The 19232-nt window shown below is 71.6% G+C and carries 19 protein-coding genes, 1 tRNA gene and 1 pseudogene; 7 read left to right on the top strand and 14 right to left on the bottom strand.

All coding sequences use genetic code 11. The features are described 5' to 3' along the window. Positions 1–3 precede the first annotated feature (3 nt). The 8 genes from G3I65_RS53490 to G3I65_RS53455 are packed head-to-tail and all read right to left on the bottom strand — an operon-like array spanning position 4 to position 9217. The gene (locus G3I65_RS53490) at positions 4–1638 is read right to left on the bottom strand and encodes an MFS transporter (RefSeq protein ID WP_160703934.1); all 1635 of its coding nucleotides are present in this window, start codon (positions 1636–1638) and stop codon (positions 4–6) included. 16 nt (positions 1639–1654) lie between these two features. Beyond that, on the bottom strand, positions 1655–3091 hold the full coding sequence (locus tag G3I65_RS53485; RefSeq protein ID WP_160703932.1) for an aldehyde dehydrogenase: 1437 nt from the start codon (positions 3089–3091) through the stop codon (positions 1655–1657). An 18-nt stretch (positions 3092–3109) separates the two neighbouring features. Further along, a complete protein-coding gene (locus G3I65_RS53480) occupies positions 3110–4204 on the bottom strand; it encodes a Zn-dependent alcohol dehydrogenase (protein ID WP_160703930.1) in 1095 nt (364 codons plus the stop codon). A gap of 26 nt (positions 4205–4230) precedes the next feature. Continuing rightward, complete coding sequence (locus tag G3I65_RS58090; RefSeq protein ID WP_160703928.1) at positions 4231–4971, bottom strand: enoyl-CoA hydratase/isomerase family protein; 741 nt, start codon at positions 4969–4971, stop codon at positions 4231–4233. Positions 4972–4973: 2 nt separating this feature from the next. Then, entirely contained in the window at positions 4974–6482 is a 1509-nt protein-coding gene (locus G3I65_RS53470; RefSeq protein WP_160703962.1) for an AMP-binding protein, read from the bottom strand. 2 nt (positions 6483–6484) lie between these two features. Beyond that, positions 6485–7243: a gamma-glutamyl-gamma-aminobutyrate hydrolase family protein gene (locus tag G3I65_RS53465; protein WP_309236101.1), complete on the bottom strand. Its 759-nt coding sequence runs from the start codon at positions 7241–7243 to the stop codon at positions 6485–6487. Continuing rightward, positions 7240–8583 carry a glutamine synthetase family protein gene (locus tag G3I65_RS53460; protein ID WP_160703926.1) on the bottom strand — a complete coding sequence of 448 codons (1344 nt, stop codon included), beginning with the start codon at positions 8581–8583 and terminating at the stop codon, positions 7240–7242. The genes G3I65_RS53465 and G3I65_RS53460 overlap by 4 nt, the downstream gene beginning before the upstream one ends. Next, positions 8576–9217, bottom strand: a complete 642-nt coding sequence (locus tag G3I65_RS53455) for a hypothetical protein (protein ID WP_160703924.1) — start codon at positions 9215–9217, stop codon at positions 8576–8578. The genes G3I65_RS53460 and G3I65_RS53455 overlap by 8 nt, the downstream gene beginning before the upstream one ends. Before the next feature lie 119 nt (positions 9218–9336). Here G3I65_RS53455 and G3I65_RS53450 point away from each other — a divergent pair, with 119 nt between their 5' ends. The 4 genes from G3I65_RS53450 to G3I65_RS53435 all read left to right on the top strand — a co-directional run bounded on the left by G3I65_RS53450 (position 9337) and on the right by G3I65_RS53435 (position 13715). Then, positions 9337–10254: an alpha/beta hydrolase gene (locus G3I65_RS53450; protein ID WP_160703922.1), complete on the top strand. Its 918-nt coding sequence runs from the start codon at positions 9337–9339 to the stop codon at positions 10252–10254. A gap of 67 nt (positions 10255–10321) precedes the next feature. Beyond that, positions 10322–11986, top strand: a complete 1665-nt coding sequence (locus G3I65_RS53445) for an NAD(P)/FAD-dependent oxidoreductase (RefSeq protein WP_160703920.1) — start codon at positions 10322–10324, stop codon at positions 11984–11986. After that, on the top strand, positions 11983–12363 hold the full coding sequence (locus G3I65_RS53440; RefSeq protein WP_160703919.1) for a hotdog domain-containing protein: 381 nt from the start codon (positions 11983–11985) through the stop codon (positions 12361–12363). The genes G3I65_RS53445 and G3I65_RS53440 overlap by 4 nt, the downstream gene beginning before the upstream one ends. Continuing rightward, complete coding sequence (locus G3I65_RS53435; RefSeq protein ID WP_160703918.1) at positions 12360–13715, top strand: NAD(P)/FAD-dependent oxidoreductase; 1356 nt, start codon at positions 12360–12362, stop codon at positions 13713–13715. The genes G3I65_RS53440 and G3I65_RS53435 overlap by 4 nt, the downstream gene beginning before the upstream one ends. Before the next feature lie 154 nt (positions 13716–13869). On the opposite strand, the gene G3I65_RS53430 is transcribed toward G3I65_RS53435, so the two are convergent. Beyond that, a complete protein-coding gene (locus G3I65_RS53430) occupies positions 13870–14457 on the bottom strand; it encodes a TetR/AcrR family transcriptional regulator (RefSeq protein ID WP_160703917.1) in 588 nt (195 codons plus the stop codon). 79 nt (positions 14458–14536) lie between these two features. Here G3I65_RS53430 and G3I65_RS53425 point away from each other — a divergent pair, with 79 nt between their 5' ends. Beyond that, positions 14537–15700: a YbfB/YjiJ family MFS transporter gene (locus G3I65_RS53425; RefSeq protein WP_203612751.1), complete on the top strand. Its 1164-nt coding sequence runs from the start codon at positions 14537–14539 to the stop codon at positions 15698–15700. Next, the gene (locus G3I65_RS53420) at positions 15697–16368 is read left to right on the top strand and encodes an alpha/beta fold hydrolase (RefSeq protein ID WP_160703916.1); all 672 of its coding nucleotides are present in this window, start codon (positions 15697–15699) and stop codon (positions 16366–16368) included. Before G3I65_RS53425 ends, G3I65_RS53420 begins: the two co-directional genes overlap by 4 nt. 91 nt (positions 16369–16459) lie before the next feature. Here the strand turns inward: G3I65_RS53420 and G3I65_RS53410 are convergent, their stop codons facing one another. Together G3I65_RS53410 and G3I65_RS53405 are read right to left on the bottom strand one after the other, a co-directional pair. Continuing rightward, on the bottom strand, positions 16460–16651 hold the full coding sequence (locus G3I65_RS53410; RefSeq protein ID WP_239072004.1) for a serine aminopeptidase domain-containing protein: 192 nt from the start codon (positions 16649–16651) through the stop codon (positions 16460–16462). Between the two features lie 319 nt (positions 16652–16970). Then, positions 16971–17043: transfer RNA gene (locus tag G3I65_RS53405), tRNA-Asn, on the bottom strand. Between the two features lie 168 nt (positions 17044–17211). On the opposite strand from G3I65_RS53405, the gene G3I65_RS56805 reads away from it, so the two are divergent. Continuing rightward, on the top strand, positions 17212–17382 hold the full coding sequence (locus G3I65_RS56805) for a hypothetical protein (protein ID WP_166641722.1): 171 nt from the start codon (positions 17212–17214) through the stop codon (positions 17380–17382). On the opposite strand, the gene G3I65_RS53400 is transcribed toward G3I65_RS56805, so the two are convergent. From G3I65_RS53400 to G3I65_RS53390, 3 genes and pseudogenes are all read right to left on the bottom strand, one after another. After that, positions 17360–18139, bottom strand: a complete 780-nt coding sequence (locus tag G3I65_RS53400) for a trans-aconitate 2-methyltransferase (RefSeq protein WP_160703956.1) — start codon at positions 18137–18139, stop codon at positions 17360–17362. The two genes, G3I65_RS56805 and G3I65_RS53400, sit on opposite strands and share 23 nt — an antisense overlap. Before the next feature lie 47 nt (positions 18140–18186). Then, positions 18187–18708, bottom strand: coding sequence for a hypothetical protein (locus G3I65_RS53395; RefSeq protein ID WP_163046916.1), 522 nt, complete (start codon positions 18706–18708; stop codon positions 18187–18189). A gap of 1 nt (position 18709) precedes the next feature. Next, a pseudogene (locus G3I65_RS53390) lies at positions 18710–19232 on the bottom strand (DNA primase); the annotation flags it as partial.

Below are 19232 nucleotides of genomic sequence, written 5' to 3'. Positions count from 1 at the left end.
GGATCAGCCGGCGTGCCGTTCGAGCACCCGCTTGAAGCCACCCGTGTGCCGGGCTCGTGACAGCACCGTCGCGAGCACGACCAGTGCCGGGAAGACCAGCGAGACGTAGTAGGTCGTGGTGAAAGCGTCGGCGCTCGGGATGTGCGATCCGTCCAGCAGGTAGTCCGACGTCTTGAGGTTCACCGACGCCGGATCGACCGTGCCCGCCACCAGGCCGGCGACGTCGACCGAGTGGTAGACGAACCCCGATCCGTTGAGCACGATGGTGACGACCGCGGCGCCGACCGCGATCCCGATCGCCATCAGCGTGCCCGGCATGCCCGCGGCCATGCCGGACTTCGCCTCCGGCACGACGAACTGCGGGATCGCGAACGCGGCGCTGTAGCCCGCCCGGCTGCCCAGGCCGATGATCCCGGACGCGACGACGTAGTGCCACGCCTGGTCGTGGGCGAGCCCGAGGAAGAGCAGGCCGGCCCCGCAGGCGAGCGCTCCGCCGATCAGGATGATCTCCGGCCGGCCGCGCGCGATGAGCTTCTCCGAGTACTTGCCGCTGATGAACATGGTCAGCGCGAACGGCAGCAGGATCAGGCTCGTGGTGAAGGGGTCGAAGCTCAGGCCGTACTCCGCGAACGCGCGCGACCACCCCGTCTTCCCGCCGTCGGCGGACAGCGGCAGGCCGTGCACCGTCTGGGCGTAGTAGTTGGCCAGCACCAGGAACGCGGCGTCGATGCAGCCGAAGAGCCCGGCGGACACGCAGGCGGTGGTGACGTACGGCGTCCGCAGCACGCCGACGTCGAAGACCGGGGCCTTCACCCGCCGCTCGGCGAACACCCACCCGGCCGCGGCGAGGACACCGGCGAGCAGGATCACCGGGGCGTTCTGGCCGATCACGCCGTCCGGCGGCGCGCTGAGCGCCAGCAGGATCAGCGAGACCCAGCCGACGAGCCACAGCGTGTTGCCGGCGCCGAGCCGCCCCTTGGACCGCGGGGCCGAGTTCGGGACGACCACCAGCAGCGCGATCGTGGTCAGCGCGAACAAGCAGGCGAGCACGAAGTAGAAGGGCGCGATCGACAGGGCGGGCACCGTGCCGTCGGCGTTGAGGTGCGAGGGCAGCGACCAGATCCGCACGGACACGCCACCGCCGACCATGCCCAGCACCACGCCGCTGCCGGTGGCCATGATCAGCACCATGACCGCCGTCGAGATCCCCTTGCCGCGCAGGTACCGGCGCAGGAAGCTCAGCGGCACCAGCTGCGCGGCACTGCCGAAGCCCAGCAGCGCGGAGCCGGCGACCAGCGCCGGGTAGGTGTCGCCGACGGCCGCCACGAGCGCGCCGCCGGCCAGGAACCCGCCGGCGAGCAGGGCGATCGACCGGTCGCTCAGCATGTCGGTCAGCCGCGGGATGAGCACGAACCCCGCGCCGCCGCCGAGGGTCAGCGCGGCCAGGATCCAGACCGCGGCGCTCACGGAGTTGTGGGCGTAGCTCGTGGTGATGACCGGCAGCAACGGCGGCACCATGAACGAGACCGCGTTGGTCACGGTGGCCAGCAGCCCGGCGACGGCGAGCAGGGCCGTCCGGCTGACCCGCCGCGTGCCCTCGAGGGCCCGCACCTGGGCGAGCGCTAGTTCGATTTGCATGGTTCTCTCCAAGTGGTCACAACGGGAGGTCGGGGCTGTCGACGCCGACGACGCGGTCGCCGCAGAAGACCCGCACCGACTCGGCCGGGCCGTGCCCGCCGATGCCGGCCGGGCCCCAGAAGCTCTGCGCGGAGTCGTCGCCGAGGTCGGCGATCTTCGCGCCGTTCACCCGCACCTCGCCCGCGACGAGGCGGGCGCCGACCTCGATCGCGCGGTCGGTGTCGGAGCCGAAGACGTAAGCGTCCAAACCGGACGGTGCGGCGTTGGCGATCCGCACCGCATCCTCGGTGGAGCCGACGTCGTGCACGGAGACGAGCGGGCCGAACAGCTCCGCCGTGGCCCGGGCCGGGTCGGCGCCGACGGCGACCGTCGGGGACAGGAAGAAGCCGCCGAGGTCAGGCAGCCGCGCAGGCTGGTGGATGCTCGCGCCGAGGTCGCGCAGCCCCGCGATCCGGGTGTCCAGGGTGCGGAAGTGCGGCTCGTTCGAGATCGGGCCGACCTGGGAGTCCTCGTCGAGCGAGTGGCCGACGACGAGCTTGGCGATCCGCTCGGTCAGCGCCTCGACCAACGGGTCCACAATGGACTGCGGGGCGAGCACCTTGCCCGGCCCCTCGCACCATTGACCGTTGAGCTTGGTCATCCCCTCCAGGATCCCGTCGGCGGTGACGTCCAGGTCGGCGTCGTCGAGCACCACCACCGGGTTGTTGCCGCCGAGTTCCAGTTGCAGGACCTTGAAGTCCTCGGCCGCGGCGCGGGCGATGGCGCGGCCCGCGCCGGGTCCGCCGGTGAAGGAGACGATCTTGATCCGCGGGTCGGCGGTGAGCCGCGCGCCGACGTCGCCGGTGCCGTGCACGAGCTGCAGCGCACCGCGGGGCAGGCCCGCCTCGACGAAGCACTCGACGACGAGCTGCGCGCTCGACGGCGCGTGCTCGGAGGGTTTCAGGATCACCGGGCAGCCCGCGGCGATCGCGCTGGTCACCTTGGCGGCGGGGATGAAGCTCGGGCCGTTCCACGGCGTGAGGATCGCGGCCGGACCCCAGGGCACTTTGTAGAGCCGGACGTCCCGCCCGCCGGCGGCCAGGGCCCGCACGCGCGGGATGGCCACCAGGTCGGCCGCGGCGGCGCGGATCCGGTGCGGCAGGAACGCCGCGACCGTGCGGGTGACGCCGATCGGCGTGCCGCTGGTGAGCGCGTCCGCGCGGGCGATGTCCTCGACGCGGCTCTCCACGATCGCGGCCACCCGCTCCAGCAGCTCCGCCCGCTCCCGCCGGGCGTCCTCGTCCCACGGGGCGGTGTCGTACGCCTGCTCGGCGTGGCGCAAGGCGCGTTCGAGGTCGTCCGGTGTGGTGGTGGCGAGCCGGTGGACGGGCTCGCGCGTGTTGGGGTCGACGTTCCAGGCATCCCCGGCGTTCGCGCACTCGCTCCACTCGCCGGCGATGTAGTTGTGCGGCATGGCGTTCACCTCCGTTGGTCAGGACTGCAGGTCGACGACGATGCGGGTGACGCCGCCGGACGTCATCGCCTCGAAGCCCTTGGTGATCTCGGCGAACGGGATGACCCGGGTGACCATCTCGTCGAGCAGCAGCCGGCCCTGCTGGTAGAGGCGGGCGAACTGCGCGATGTCCTCGCGGGCCTGGCCGGAACCCATGTAGGAGCCGATAAGTCGCTTTTCCTGGAAGAAGAAGTCCAGGGCGGGCACGCTGATCTCGGTGCCGCCGGGCGCGATCCCGACCAGGCAGGCCGTGCCCGTGGGGCGCACGAGCGCGAGGGCGGTCGCGGCGGTGCGGGCCGAGCCGACCGCCTCGAAGGCGTAGTCGACGCCGTCGCCGAGCAGGCGGTGCAGTTCCGCCACGGGGTCGCTGGCGCCGTTGATGACGTGGGTGGCACCGTAGCTGCGGGCGGCTTCCAGGCGCTCGTCGTCGAGGTCGATGGCGACGATCGCGGACGCGCCGGCCAGCCGGGCGCCCTGGATGATGGCCGAGCCGACGCCGCCACAGCCGACGACCGCGGCGGTGCTGCCCGGCCGCAGCTGCGCCCCGCGGAACACCGCGCCGACGCCGGTGACGACGCAGCACGACAGCAGGCAGCCGACGTGCGACGGGACATCGTCCGGCAGCTTCACGAGTGCGTTCTCCCGCATAAGCGTGTGCTGGGAGAACGCGCCGATGTCGCCGAGCCGCGCGATGGGGCGGCCGTCGGCGAACTGGAACGCCGGCCGCGGGCGGCGGCGGATCTCCTCGACGCGCAGGCACTGGGTCGACCGGCCCGCGTCGCAGTTGGCGCACAGGCCGCACGAAGGAGTCAGCGCTCCGGTGACCCGGTCGCCCGGGCGCAGCTCGGTGACGGCCGTGCCGACGGCCTCCACGACCCCCGCCACTTCGTGGCCGAGCACCACCGGGACTTCGGTGGGCACGTGGCCCGTCATGTAGTGCAGGTCGCTGTGGCACAGGCCGACGTGGGTGACCGCGACCCGCACCTCGTGCGGTTCCGGGTCGTCCACCCGGATGTCGGTCAGCTCCAGCGGCTGGTTGATTTCGGTCAGTACTGCGGCACGGGTGTCGATCACGCGGCCGCCTCCTTCGGGGTAGTGGGTCAGGTTCGGGCGGACCAGAAGGCCTCGACGCCCGCACTGAGGGCGCCGCTGCGCCAGGCCTCGCGCGCCGCCTCGTCCTCGCGGGCGAAGGCGGCTTCGACCTCCTCGGCCCGCGGACGCAGGAGGGCGAGGTGCAGGGCCGTCGTGTTGCCTTCCGGCGTCCACGCGTGCACGGTGTCGATCGCGCGGTCGAGCAGTGCTTCGGGCTCGACCAGCTCGTCGAGCAGGCCGATCCGCAGCGCCTCCTCGGCGCCGACCCGCGGAGAGCCGAGCACCAGGCGCATCGCGTGGTGGCCGATCAGGCGGTGCAGCAGCACGCTCGACGCGTTGGAGATCGTGAGTCCCCGGCCGTTCTCGGGCTGGTAGTACTCGGTCGCCGCCGTGCCGATGCGCGCGTCGCAGCAGAGCGTGATTTCCGAGGCGCCGCCGACGGCGATGCCGTTGACGGCCGCGACCACCGGCACCCGCGTCGCGAGGATCGCGCGGGTGATGTCGTGGAAGCTCTCGAACGCCTGCCGGACTTCGGCGTCGGTCGTCGGCGCCTGGCGGAGGTCCTCGCCCGCGGAGAACGCGCGTCCGGCGCCGGTGAGCACGATGCCGCGCACCGCCTCCCCGGTGCCGAGTTCGCGGATCAGCGCCGCGAGCCGGAGGCGGGTGTCCACATCGAGGACGTTGAGCTTCTCGGGACGGCTGAAGGTCACGACGGCAACTTCGCGGACGACGTCGAGGAACGGATGCACGGCTAGCTCCTTCGGGGTGCGAAGTCGTAGGTGACGCCAGGGTTCTTCTCCCGCAGCGCGGGCTTGGAAACGCGCTCGGACGGGGTGCGGGGGAAGTCCGCGACGAACTCGACGTACCGCGGCACCTTGAAGCGCGCGAGCTGGGTGCCCGCCCGTTCGAGGATGTGCCCGGCGGTCGTCCGATCGGCCGCGATTCCGTTGCGCAGCTGGAGAAACGCCTTGACCTCCTCGCCGAGAACGTCGTCCGGGACGGCGACCACGGCGGCGGCGACCACGTGGTCGTCGCGTTCCAGCGCCGCCTCGACCTCGGCGCAGGCGACGTTTTCCCCGCCCCGCCGCACCATGTCCTTGATCCGCCCGACGAGCCGGATGCCACCGGGACCGCGGACGACGAGGTCGCCGGTGTGCAGCCGGCCGTCGCGCAGCCCGCCTTCGGGGCGGTTCCAGTAGCCGTTCATCATCGGCTTGCCTTCGACGACCAGCTCCCCCGGTTCGCCGTCCGGTACCTCGTTTCCGTCCGGGTCGACGACGTGAACCCGCTTCGTGGGCACCGGGCGGCCGAGGCTGCCGGAGCCCACCGCTTCGGTGTCGGCGAACGGGCTGAACAAGTCCACACCGGACTCGGTCATCCCGTAGATCTCCCGCCACGGGGCACCCCACCGTTCCTCCAGCCGCGCGTGCAGCGCGACGGGAATCCCCGAGCAGAACACCATCCGGAGCCGGTTGTCGCGGTCTTCAGGCGTCGGCGGCTGCTTGAACAGCAGCGTCGGCATCGATCCGAGGACGTAGAAGAACGTGACGCCGTGGCGGCGGACGTCGGCCATGAAGGTCGACGCGGAGAACCGGGGCAGGACGACCAGCGGCGCGCCGGCGGTCAGCGCCAGCGCGGTGTTCCACTGTGGATCCATGTAGGAGAACGGCTGGGACGTCAGGATGACGTCCCCGGTGCCGAGCCCGGTCGCGCCCGCGCAGATCCAGCCCAGCCGCAGCCAGTAGTCGTGGGTGAGGATGCAGGCCTTCGGGAAGCCGGTCGTGCCCGAGGTGTACTGCAGGTTCGCCAAAGTCGCGGCCTCGATCGGGATCTGCGGCGCTTGCGCGGGAAACTGCTCCGAGCCGTCGTCGACCACGCGGACGTCCGCGCCGACCTCGGCCACCAGCCCGGCCCGCTCGGCGTCGGTGAAGACGATCCGGGCGCCCGAGTCGCGCAGCACGAACGCGAGATCCGCGCTCCGGTACGAGCAGTTGACCGGGACGACGACCGCGCCCGCCTTCAGCGCGGCCAGCCACACGACGGGCCACTGGACGACGTTCGGGAGCATGATCGCGACCCGGTCCCCCGGACGGACGCCGTCCACCTCGATCAGGCGGTGCGCCAGCCGCGAAGTCCAGGCGTCGATCTCGCCGAAGGTCCAGGATCCTTCGGCGAACTGCAGGAACTCCCGATCGGCGGCGTCCTCGGCCCGGCGGGCCAGCAACCCGGTCAGCGTCGGGACCGGCGGGTCTTCGCCCATGTTCACACGTAGCTCCTCTCCAGCCTGCGGGCGGCCTCGGCGACGACCCAGGCGAACGTCGGGTCGCCGCCGGCCATCCACTCCGGGTGCCACTGGACGCCGAGGACCGGGGACCCCGGCAGCTCCACGGCCTCGACCACCCCGTCGCTCGTCCGCCCGGTCACGATCAGGCCGGTACCGCAGCGGTCGACCGCCTGGTGGTGCCACGAGTTGGTGCGCGCGGACGCACCGAACAGACCCGCGGCGGTCGAGCCCGGCTCGAAGGTCACGACGTGGTCGGCGGTCCCGTCGGTGGGCGCCACCTCCGGCGACAGGTGCGCCACCGGGCCGGCGGGCAGGTCGGCGATCAGCGTGCCGCCCAGGGCGACGTTGAGCACCTGGAGGCCGCGGCACACCGCGAGCAGCGGGATCCGGCGCTCGAGTGCCGCCCGGACCAGCGCGATCTCGTACTCGTCCCGGGCCACGTCGTGGACCATCGGGTCGGTGCGCGGATCGATGTCGCGGACGACCGACGTGTCACCGCCCCAGCACGCCGGGTGGACGTCCTGCCCGCCGGTGACCACGACCGCGGACAGCCACTCGCACACCCCCTCCACGTCCGTGTCGTAGGAGAGGTGCACTGGGATTCCCCCCGCCGCGGCGACCCGCGTCGCGAAGTCCGACATGGAGCTGTCCAGGCACCGGTCGCCGTACCTCGGGTCGGCCCCGTCGATCAGGGACAACCGGAAGCGCCTCCCGGTGATGCCGATCAGCGGCTTCACGGCAGCTCGAAGTAACGGGCCGACTCCCACTCGGAAAGCTCGGCGAACGGGTCACCACCCATGGTGTGGAAGGCGAGCCACTCCCACCGGCGCGACGCGACCCAGTAGTCGACGAACTCGTTCCCGAGCAGCTCGCGCAGGTTCACGTCGGCGTCGAGCGCGGCGGCCGCTTTCGTGATGGTGTCCGGGATCCGCTCGATGCCGAGCCCGGGCGGCAGGCACCACGCCATGTCGGTGACCGGCTCCGGCGGCTCGATCTTCTGCTCGACGCCCGCGACGACCCCGGCCAGGACGCCGGCGAGCGCGAGGTAGAGGTTCGCGTCCGCCCCGGGCAGGCGGTATTCGAGCCGGGAGTACTCCGGGTGCCCGACGACCGCGCGCACCGCGGCGGTCTTGTTGCTGATGCCCCAGCTGATCGTGACCGGGGGTCCGCTGAGGTCGACCAGCCTGCGGTACGACGTGATCTGGGGCAGCACGATCGAGGTGGTACCGGCGATGGTCGCCAGCAGGCCGCCGACGGCGTGCAGCATGGTCTCGGACGGCCCGTCTTCGGCGTAGAACTCGTTGACGCCGTCGCGCCGCAGCGACAGGTTGATGTGGGACGCCTGGCCGTAGCCGGCGGTGGGCTTGGCCATGAAGGTCACGCTGCGGCCGAGGTCGTGCGCCACCTCCCGCATCACCTGGCGCGTTCGCGCCCAGTCGTCGGCGACCTTGACCGGGTCACCCATCGCGATGTTCAGCTCGATCTGGCCGGCCGCGTCCTCGTCGTTCCAGGCTTCCCAGACGATGCCCACCTCGTCGAGGCGCTCGGCCACCGCGTGCATGTACTCGACCCAGTCCTTGGACTTGGCGTGGTGGTAGGCCGTGCCGGCGGCGCCGCCGAGCGGGGTCAGGTCGCGGTAGCCGCGAGCGCGTGCCTCGTGGATCGGCTCCTCGAAGACGGTGGCCTCGATCTCGACCGCGACGGTGGCGGTGTAGCCGTGCTGCGCGAGCCGGTCCACCATGCGGCGCACCAGGTTGCGCGGGCAGAGCGGAACCGGACGGCCGTCCTTGAGCCAGTAGTCGCCGATCACCGAGTCCAGGCCCGGCTTCCAGCGCACCAGGGTCGAAGGGTCGGGACGCAGGTAGACGTCGTCGATGTGGCCGCGCCACTCGGGGAACGGCGCCCCGAAGACCGGCAGGTTGCCCAGGTCGAGGCCGAACAGGAGGTCGGCGTGGGGGAAACCGGTGTCCTTACCGGACTCGAACTTCCGGGGCGAGACGACCTTGCCGAGGAAACACCCCTCGGGGTTCGTCGCTTCGAGCCGCACGGCCCGCGTCGCGGTGGGGGTTTCAGACATCGTAACGAACCTTCCAGGAGGCGCCGGCCATGACCGACAGCTGCGACATGGTTCCCCGCAGGCCCAGGGCTCCGGCGTTGAGAACGGCGAAAAGGTCGTCGGCACCGGAGAAGATCCCGGCGAGGGACTCAGGATCGGAGGCGATGAGGTACTGCGACGAGCCCTCGCCGAGCACGAGCTGCTCCAGCCCGCTCTCGCCCTCGGTGACCACCACCAGCGTCTCGGGCATCCCCGGGAGCGTGCGGGTGCGGTCCCAGAACCGTTGCGCCCCTTCGCGCCACGGCGGAATCGGCGGGGTGAGCGCGTGCAGCACCCCGGCGGCGAGGTCGGTGTCGCCGACGGCCTCCGCGGCCGGCGCGAACCGGCCGTTAAGGTCGACGGTCACCACCGCGTCGGGCTCGACGAGCACCCCGCCGGAGACGTCGATTCCCTTGGGTCCGAAGGCGATCGTGGCCGACTGGGGCGTGTCGTGCGATTTCACCGCGACCACCCCGCTGGTCCGGGTGAGCTCCTGCAGAGCGTGACCGGCGCGGTGGGCGTCCCGCAGCGTGCGGCCGATGAGCCGGACGAGCGGGCTGGCGTCGTCCTCGATCCTGATCTCGACCCGCGCGGCGTCCCGCTTCCCTCTGGTCATCTTCCGGTCCTCTCGGCGTAGAACTTAGTCATTTGACTGAGGCGTTTGACCAGTGATAGTGAGTCACGGGTCACAAGGTGTCAACACCTCTCCGCCGATTCGCCAGGAAAGGTCCCTCGATGACCACGCAGATCCCCCTGTGCTGGGCCCGGCTCGACAGCCACGCTTTCCTTGCCGCGCAAGCAATCGCGGCCGCCCTGCCCGCTCCCGTCCGCGAACTCGGCGCCGAAACCGCACGCAAGGTGCTGGCGAGCCCACCCGCCGACGTCCCCCTCACGCCGCTCGCCCGGGTCGAGGACCTCGCCGTACCGACGCGCGCCGGACGGCTGCGCGCCCGCCGCTACCACGCCCCGGCAACCCCGGGCGGCGTGTTGCTTTACCTGCACGGCGGCGGATTCGTCCTCGGAACCCTCGACGGCGTGGACGAGGCGTGCCGCGCCATCGCGGCCCGGTCGGGCTGGGACGTGGTCTCGCTCGAATACCGGCTCGCGCCCGAGCACCCGTACCCGGCCGCGCTCGAGGACGCGATCGACACGTTCACCTGGCTCCGGGAGCACGACGACCGGGTCGCCGTCGGCGGTGACTCCGCGGGCGGAAACCTCGCCGCCGCACTGTGCCTGCACCTGCGCGACCACGACCTGACTCCGCCGGTGACGCAGATCCTCGTCTACCCGGCGGTCGACGACCGCTTCGCGACGCCATCCTGGACCGAGTTCGCCGACGCGCCCTTGCTGACCACCGCCGACGCACGCTGGCTCTGGGCGCAGTACACCGGATCCGCCGTCATCGACGAGTACGCGGCGCCCATGAAGGCGGCCTCGCTGCGCGGCCTGCCGCCGGCCCTCGTGCTCACCGCCGAGGTCGACCCGCTGCGCGACGACGCGGAGGCCTACGCCGCGCGCCTGCGAGCCGACGGCGTGCCGTCCACAGTGGTCCGCCACACCGGCGTCTTCCACGGGTTCTTCACCGAAGTCGGCGTCTTCGCCCAGACGGACACCGCCCTCGACGACGTGGCGCGGCACCTCCGCGCCCATTGACGGACGTCGCCCGGGTCTCTACTTTCTTAGTCATCCGACTCAGACCTTTGACTAGAAGGCGGGGACCATGACCGACAGCCCGACACCTGCCAGCCCCGTCGTCGACGTCCTGTGCGTCGGCGCCGGGTTCTCCGGCCTGTACGCCGCCTACCAGGCACGTGAGCACGGCTGGACGTTCGCCGGGTTCGAGGCCGCGGCCGACGTCGGCGGAACGTGGTTCCTGAACACCTATCCAGGCGCGCGCTGCGACGTCGAAAGCGTCTACTACTCGTATTCCTTCAGCGAGGAACTGCAGAAGGAGTGGACGTGGAGCGAGCGATTCGCGCCGCAGGAGGAAATCCTCCGGTACATCAACCACGTCGCCGACCGGTTCGACCTGCGCCGGTACTTCCGGTTCGGCACCAAGGTGGTCGCGGCGAACTGGCTGCCCGCCGAAAAGCTCTGGGAGGTAACGCTCGACTCCGGTGCTACCCGGCGGGGCCGCTACCTTCTGGCCGCCTCAGGAGGACTGTCCACGCCGAAGGACGTCGACGTCCCCGGTCTGGAGAACTTCGCCGGCCTCACGGTGTCGACGAGCCGCTGGAACGTCTCGCTCGACGACCTCGCCGGCAAGCGGGTCGCGGTGATCGGCACGGGATCCTCTGGCGTGCAGTGCATTCCGCTCATCGCCGAGGTGGCCGAGCACCTGACGGTGTTCCAGCGCACCGCCAACTACGTCTTCCCGGCCCGCAACCGCCCGCTGCCGCCCGAGGTCGTCGACGACATCAAGAGCCGGTACCCCGAAATCCGGCAGGAATGCCGTTACTCCCCCGGCGGCATCCCGGACCGCCCGGTGACCGACCGCGCCTTCGACGTCTCCGACGAGGAGCGCCGGCGCCGCTACGAAGCGGCGTACGAGCGGAGCGGGTTCCTGGGCGTGGGCGCGGAATTCGCCGACCTCCTCTTCGACCTCGACGCCAACCAGACCGCGGCCGACTTCTTCCGCGGCAAGATCCACGAGATCGTCCACGACGACCGCACCGCGACGCTGCTGGAGCCGCACTTCCCGCTCGGCGCCAAGCGAAGCTGTTTCGGCACCGGCTACTACGAAACCTTCAACCGTCCCAACGTTTCGCTGGTTTCGCTCCGCGAGGAGCCCATCACGACGATGACCGCGGACAGCATCGTCACGGAGGCCGGTTCGTACGAGGTCGACGCCGTCGTCCTGGCGATCGGCTTCGACGCCTTCACCGGACCGCTCTTCGGGCTCAACGTCACCGCGCCCGGCCACGGCAGGCTGCAGGACGCCTGGCGCGACGGCGTCCGCACCTACCTCGGCCTGCTGACCGCGGGCTTCCCCAACTTCTTCATGGTCGCGGGCCCGCAGAGCCCCGCGCTGGCCAGCAACGTCGTGCTGACCATCGAGCAGGCGGTCGACTGGATCGCCGGCCTGATCACCCACGCGCGCGCCGAGGGCCACGAGGTCATCGAGACGACCACCGAAGGCCAGGACGACTGGGTGGACATTACGGAGTGGACGGTGAACCAGACGCTCTACGCGACCACCGACTCGTGGTACCGCGGCTCCAACGTCGCGGGCAAGCCGTCGACGTTCATGGGCTACGTCGGCGGTGTCGGCCGCTACCGCCGGATCTGCGAGGAGATCGCGCGCCGCGGCTACCCCGGCGTCGCCCTCGACAGTTCCGCGGTGGCGAAAGGCATCGGCCGGATCGACACGGAGGTCGACGGATGAAAGTCGTTCACCAGCGCTACGTCGCCTACTCCGACGCCCACTACGCCGGAAACCTGGTCGACGGCGCGTACAGCCTGAAGCTCTTCGGCGACGCCGGAACCCACCTGGCGATCCTGAGCGACGGCCACGAAAGCCTCTTCGCGGGCTACTCCTCCGTGGAGTTCCTCGCGCCTGTCCGCGGCGGCGACGTGATCGAGGTCGAGGCACGCCTGGCCGCCAAGGGCACCCGCAGCCGGACGGTCGACTTCGAACTGCGCGTGATCTGCCGCTCTGTGGACGAATCCGGCCGGGCCGAGGTCCTGGCCGAGCCCATCGTCGCGACCCGCGCCCGCGGAACGGGCGTCATCCCACTCGATCTCGTGAAGGAGTCTCAATGACCGCCGTACGTGAAGAATCCTGCGAGGTCGTGGTGGTCGGCGCCGGCATGGCCGGCCTGATGGCCGCGACGACCCTGGCCGACCGGGACGTCGTCGTCCTCGAAGCCACGGATCGGGCCGGCGGGCGTGTGGACTCGGTCCGCCAGGGCGACTACTGGATCAACGTCGGCACGCAGTTCACCGAGGGCACCGGCCCCCTGATCGACGCCCTGCACCGCCACCGGATCCCGATGGGCACCCTGGAGGGGAAGTCGGTGGCGCTGGCGCTCGGCGGGAAGCAGGTCGACACGTCCAACCCGTTCGCGCTGATGTTCCGCTCCCGGATGAGCCTGCTGGACCGGATCGGGCTGGCGGCCGTGGGCACCCGCATCCTCGCGAACGTCCCGTTCCTGGAGATGAACGCCGAGAACCGCTGGGCGAAGCGGGTCCGGGCGAAGCTCGACGCCCGGCGCGCCGACTTCGTGCTGCGCGGGGTCACCTCGGACCTCGCCCGGACGATGGTCCGCTCGTGGTCGGGGCAGTGGATGGGGTGCGAGCCCGAGGAAACCGCCGCCACGCAGTTCGTCTACTCGATGGGCATCCTGCTGACCGACCCCGGCAAGGTCCCGAACCTCTCGCTGCCCGAAGGCGGCAACCAGACGCTGACCGACATCCTGAGCAAGGACCTCGGCGAGCGGATCAGGCTGAACTCGCCGGTGACGTCCCTGACCCGGACCGCCGACGGCGTCGTCGTGGAGTACACCGGCGCCGACGGACCAGCGCGCTTGAACGCCCGGCGTGCCATCGTCGCGGTGCCCGCCGACATCGCGTCGAAGATCATCCGCGACCTGCCGCGGGAGTACCGCCAAGCGTTCGCCGACATCCGTTACGGCCGGTACGTGGTGGTGGGGTTCTTCACCCACGAGGAGGGGCCGCAGCGCTGGGACGACTACCTGGCCGTGTCAACGCCGGAGCTGTCGTTCCAGGCGATGTTCAACCACGCGGCCGCCGTGCGCCGGGGGAACACGCGCAAGCCCGGCGGCGCCCTGGCCTGCTTCGCCGGCGGGGCCGAGGCCGACAAGCTGTTCGAGCTGGGCGACGACGAGATCGTCGCCCGGTTCACCGCGGATCTCCTGAAGCTCTACCCCGAACTGGCAGGAAAGCTCGGCGAAGGCATCCTGCGCCGCCACCCGCGGGTGGTGCCGTTCTGGGCGCCCGGCGGAAGGGCCTCGCTCGCGACACTGCGCGACAACCTCGGTCCGGTCCACCTGGCCGGCGACTACCAGCTCGACGTGCCATCACTGGCCGACGCGGCCGACTCGGGCCGGCAGGCCGCGCAGAAGGTGCTGGCGAGCCTGCCCCCGCGCACCTGAGTCAACCGGACACGACCGTAGACGCAAAGAAGGCCCGGGTCGTCGCCCGCGTGCGGGACGAGGTGCCGTCGGGTCGGGAGGGCGCTCCGGTCATCGCGCAGGCCCGGCTGGTGGACCGGATCCGGGAGCACCAGCATCGGCCCGTCACCGTTGCTCAAGGCCGGCGCGCCGCGGCCAGCAGGGTGAGGGCGGCCTCGCGTGCGTCCTCCCCCGCGTGCCGGTCGTGGTGGTCGGCCACGGCGGTGGAGCCCTCGACGAGGATGAGCAGCTGCCGTGCCAGCCGGTGGGGGTCGGCGGCGCCGGCGCGGACGGCGATCTCGGTGAGCAGGTCGGCGTAGCGGCCGAGGTGGCGCGCGGTGATGGCCCGGACCGGGGCGGTGTGGTGCTGGGCGGCGGCGTTGAGCATTCCGCAGCCGCGGAACTCGGGCTCCTCGTACCACCCCTGGAGGGCGTCGAACAGGGCGGCGAGCTGGCCGGCGGGATCGTCGTGCTCAGCCTGCCGGACGACGCTGTCGAGCCATCGGACGAACTGGTCGCTGCGGGCTTCGAGCACCGCGTGGACGAGTCCGTCCTTGGTGCCGAAGTGCCGGTAGAGGGTTTCCTTCGACACCCCGAGGCGGGCGCAGAGCGCGGCGACCCCGATGCCGTCGAGCCCGCGTTCGTACAGCACCTCCGTGGCCTCGCGCAGGATCGCGGCGCGGGTGCGCTCCGGGTCGATGGTCGAGCCTTTGGCTACCGGCATACCCACGATCGTACCGATCGGTTCGATCAGTGTGCTAGCGTCCGGATGGTACCGATCGGTTCGATCTCGGGGGTGGGGCGTGACAGCGATCCGGCGGGCCGCGCGGCTGGCGCTGGGAACGGCGTCCGCGCTGGGCCTCGCGCGCTTTTCCTACGGCCTGCTCGTTCCGGCCATGGGAGACGACCTGCGGTGGACCTTGGCCGAGGCCGGGGCGGTCAGCACCGCGAACGGGCTCGGCTACCTGGCCGGTGCCGTGGTGACGGCGGCCGTGGTACGCCGGTGGGGTGCGGCCGCGGCGTTCCGCTGGGGTCTGGCCGTCACCGCGGTCGCGCTGGCCGCCACGGCGGCCGGTGACGTCTTCGTGGTGTTGCTGGCTGTGCGTGCCGTGGCCGGGGCGAGCGGAGCGGTGGTGTTCATCGCGGGTGGGGTGATCGCGGCCCGGGCTGCCGCGCGAACCGGCTCGAGCACGCCCATCACGGTGTACTTCGCCGGAACCGGCCTGGGCATCGGCCTCAGCGGCCTCACCATTCCCGGGCTGGCCGGCCACTGGCAGGTGGCGTGGATCGGGCTCGGCGTCGCCGCCGGGGCGGCGGCACTGGCCTGCTGGACGGCGGCGGAAACCGGGGAGGAGGAACCGGCAGGCGAAGCGGGCCACGCACGCGTCCGTCCACTGTGGCCGGTCGCCGCGGCGTACTTCCTCTTCGCGGCGGGCTACATCACCTACATCACCTTCCTGTCCGTGTACCTGGCCAACCGGCTCGCTCCGGTCGTCCAGGTGGCGCTCACCTGGACGCTGCTGGGCGCGGCCGTCGTGGCGGCGCCGGCGGTGTGGAGCCGTCCGATCACCCGCTGGTCCGGCACGCGCGCGCTGGCTCTCGTGCTCGGCGTGCTGGCTGCCGGAGCGGCACTGGCGCTGCTGTCGCCCTCGCCCGCGGTGGTGATCGCCTCCGCCGTCACCTACGGGGCAAGCTTCATGGCGGTCCCCGCCGCGGTCACCGCGCACCTCCGGACCGTCGTCGCACCCACCGACTTGACCGCCACCCTCGCTGCGTTCACCGCGCTGTTCGCCACCGGACAGACGGCAGGCCCCTGGCTCGCCGGCCTCCTCGCCGACCACACCTCGCCGGCCGCTCCCCTGGTGTGGACCGCCGGTCTGTGCGCCGTGGCGGCGGTTCTGGCCGGCGTCCGGCCACACCTCGAACCGACCGGCCACCACACCGAAGAAACCGGAGCCCGACCATGACCGCTTTCGTCCTCGTTCCCGGCATGTGCCACGGAGGGTGGTGCTTCGCCGACCTGACCGCACAGCTGCGCGGGCTCGGGCACCTCGTCCACCCGGTGACGCCGACCGGGATCGGCGAACGCAGCCATCTCCTGTCCGGCGGGGTCAACCTCGACACCCACATCGAGGACGTGACGGCGCTGCTGACTGCCGAGGACGTCCACGACGCCGTGCTGGTCGGCCACAGCTACGGCGGGATGGTCATCACCGGCGCCGCCGACCGCCTGCCCGGACGGGTGGACAGCCTCGTCTACCTCGACGCCGTCGTTCCGGAGGACGGTGACTCCTGCTGGGCGCTGGTCTCCGAGCAGGAACGCCAGTGGTACCTCGACGTCGTCGACAGCGGGTACGCCGTCCGCCCGCTGCCGTTCTTCGACCCGCGGGCCACCCCGCACCCCCTCGCCTCGGTGCTGCAACCGCTCCGCCTGACCGGCGACCCGGCCAGAGTCCGGCGGCGGGACTACGTCTACGCCGCCGGCTGGGACGGAGAATCGCCCTTCACCCCGGTCTACGAGCGCCTGCGCGCCGATCCCACGTGGACCACGCACAGTCTCGACGGCGGGCACAACCTCATGCGGGACACGCCCGGCGAACTGCTGAAGATCCTGCTCGACGTCACGACGAAGTAGCCACCCCTACGAGACGGCGAGCGCGGTGCCGTAGAGCACGGCCCGTCGAGCGAGAGGAGTTCACGGCCGGCCGCGTCGCCGGGGACTTCGCTCACCGGCGACAGCTCCGCCGTTCCCTCGGCGACCGCGAACGCCCGGCCGTGCCCGGCGTGGCCGGCGGCCCAGAGCGCGAACCGGCAGCGGCAAGCGCCTCCGCGAGCGGCTCGTAGCTGCCGATGTGCTCCCCCAGGCCGTGGAAGAACACCACCAGCCCCTTCGGTTCCGCCGGGGTCCCAGTGTCCATAGTGGACCTTCCTGCGCCGGCCGGTGAATTCAGGCCGAATCAGGCCGGGTGGAGCGACAGGTACCGCTTCGCCGCGTCGTGCCACCGGTTCCCGGGCAGCCCGGGTCAGCACGCCGCTGGGGTCAGCGGACGGTGCCGGGGCGAAGGTGGACGCCCGACGGGGGCTTGCCGCCGCGCGGTGTCCAAGCCCGCCACCCGTCCGAGACAGCCGCCGACTGGCCGGACAGCGACGCCGCAACCGGGACGATCGTCAAGATAGACACTGAGTCGCCCCTACTCAGGGGTAGCAAAAAAGCCCAGGTCATTGACCTGGGCTTTGCTCCCCCGCTTGGACTCGAACCAAGAACCCTCCGGTTAACAGCCGAATGCTCTGCCAGTTGAGCTACAGGGGAATGTCGCTCACTTCCGGTGCCGGTCTCTCCGACCGACAAGAGAAACCTTAGCCCATGCCCCAACCCCGCCTCACAGCACCCCCCACTTGGCGCAACCAGCACGCGCGCCGGGGTTTTCCTGGACAATGGACAGTCGGACGACCTAGTGACGGGAAGGCGTGGACGCGGATGAAGAAGTTCCTGCTGGGGGCAGGCCTGGGGTACGTGCTGGGCGCCAAGGCAGGCCGGGGGCGGTACGAGCAGCTCGTGCGCACCTACCGCCGGGTCGTCGACCACCCCATGGTGCAAGGGGCCGCCGGGGTGGCGCGGGCCAAGATCAGCGAGAAGGTGCGGCGCTGACCCGGGCCACGAAGAACACCCGGCGGAACTCGAACCACGTGATGCCGTCGGCTCGGGTGGGGTAGGCCGAGGCCAGGAGCGGGGCCAGTTCCGCGCGGAACCGGTCCCACTCGGCGTCGGCCAGTGCGGCGCGGACGGGGCGCAGCGCCGTTCCGGTGATCCACTCCAGCACCGGATTCTCGCCCCGCAGCGGCTGCGCGTACGTCGTCTCCCAGGCGTCGACCTCGCAGCCCGCGTCGAGCAGGAGGTTCGCGTAGCCCAGCGGGCTCGAGACCGCGTCGTCTTCGCGCAGGACGACCTCGGCCAGCCGGGACGACCAGGCCGGGGACGCCGCCAGCTGCCGCGTCAGCGCGTGCGAAGGGGCGTTGAAGTTGCCCGGCACCTGAACCGCCAGGTAAGCGCCCGAAGGCAGCGAAGCAGCCCAACGGCGAAGCAGCGAAGCGTGGTCCGGGACCCACTGCAGGACGGCGTTCGACACCACGACGTCGGTGTCCGGCGCCGGCGTCCAGTCTCGGACGTCGAGCACCGTGGCGTCGAGGCCGCGTGAGCGCGCTGCTGTCACCATTTCGGGTGAACTATCGCCGCACTCCAGCACCGCCGAGGGCCAGCGCTCCCGGAGGGAAACCGTCAGGTTGCCGGGGCCGCAGCCGAGGTCCACCACGCGCCGGGGCGACGAAGCGCCGATGCGCGAGATGAGGTCGTAGAACGGCCGGGCCCGCAGGTCGGCGTAGTCGAGGTACTTCCCGGGATCCCACACGGTCGCCTCCAGCAAGCAGTACGCCTGTACTGAGTACGAGCGTACTGCTATTCGCCGGGGTTGACCAGCTTCGCGGCGGCCTGCTCGGCGATGGCCGCGACCAGGGCGACGTCGGTCCCGGGGTCCGGGCGGACCTGCAGGACGCTGCCGTCGCGGCCGGGGACCTTGCGCTGGACGAACCACGCTCCCCCGGACCCGATCTCCTGCCGGTGCCGCGAGCGGATCGAGCCCTCGACGCGCTGGTAGGCCTCGCGCGGCACCTTGCCCGGCGCCGGCAGCCGGAACCGCACCGGCGGCCGGTCGGCCAGCACGACCGCCGCCCCGGCCGTGCCGGCTTCTTCCGACTCGGTCAGCGTGAACACCCCGTCCGACCAGGTCGCCTTGCCGACCAGGTGCCAGCCGACGCGCCGCGCGCCGTCTCCGGCCGGGACCCACAGGCCCAGCGCCGTCACGACCAGGTAGCCGCCGCCTTCGACCGGGGCGCTGTCGACGACGTCTTCACCGGGCGCGAGCGTCCCGGTGAAGTCGGCGGGCGTGCGGTCGCCCAGCAACCGGCGCAGGAAGCTCATCTCAGCCCCACGCGCCGGCGGCCGCCTGCTCGCCCAGCGACTTCTTGTACTGCTCCAGCGCGACGAGGTCGCCGAACAGCGCGCGGTAGTCGTCCGGCGCTTCGACCGGCGACAGCCGCTGCAGCTTGCCCTTGATCTCCGCGATCTGCCGCCCGACCAGGCTCTCCTGCAGCCGCGCGAGGATCGACGAGATGTACCGCGAGTCGACTTCGTCCTTGGCCTGCAACGGTTCCACGGCCAGCTCGGACAGCACGCGCCGGACCGTCCCTTCCGGACAGTGCGGGGCCGCCGCGTCCAGCAGCGCCGGGCCGGTCAGGCCCGAACCCGCGCCACCCGCCTTCAGCACCGCCTCGTGCACGGCCACGTACACCGGGTGGGTGAACGCCTCCAGCGGCAGCGCGTCGTACTCCGGCCCGGCGATCGCGGGCTGCTGCAGCGCGGCCTTCAGCGCCTCGCGCTGGACGGCGAACCGCGGGTCCTTCGGGGCCGGGCGGGCCACGTCCTGGGTCGGCGCCGCCGGGGCC

Source organism: Amycolatopsis sp. SID8362, from assembly GCF_010550475.1.
GTDB classification, from domain to species: Bacteria; Actinomycetota; Actinomycetes; order Mycobacteriales; family Pseudonocardiaceae; genus Amycolatopsis; species Amycolatopsis eburnea.
This window is presented reverse-complemented; position numbering and strand designations above follow the sequence as displayed.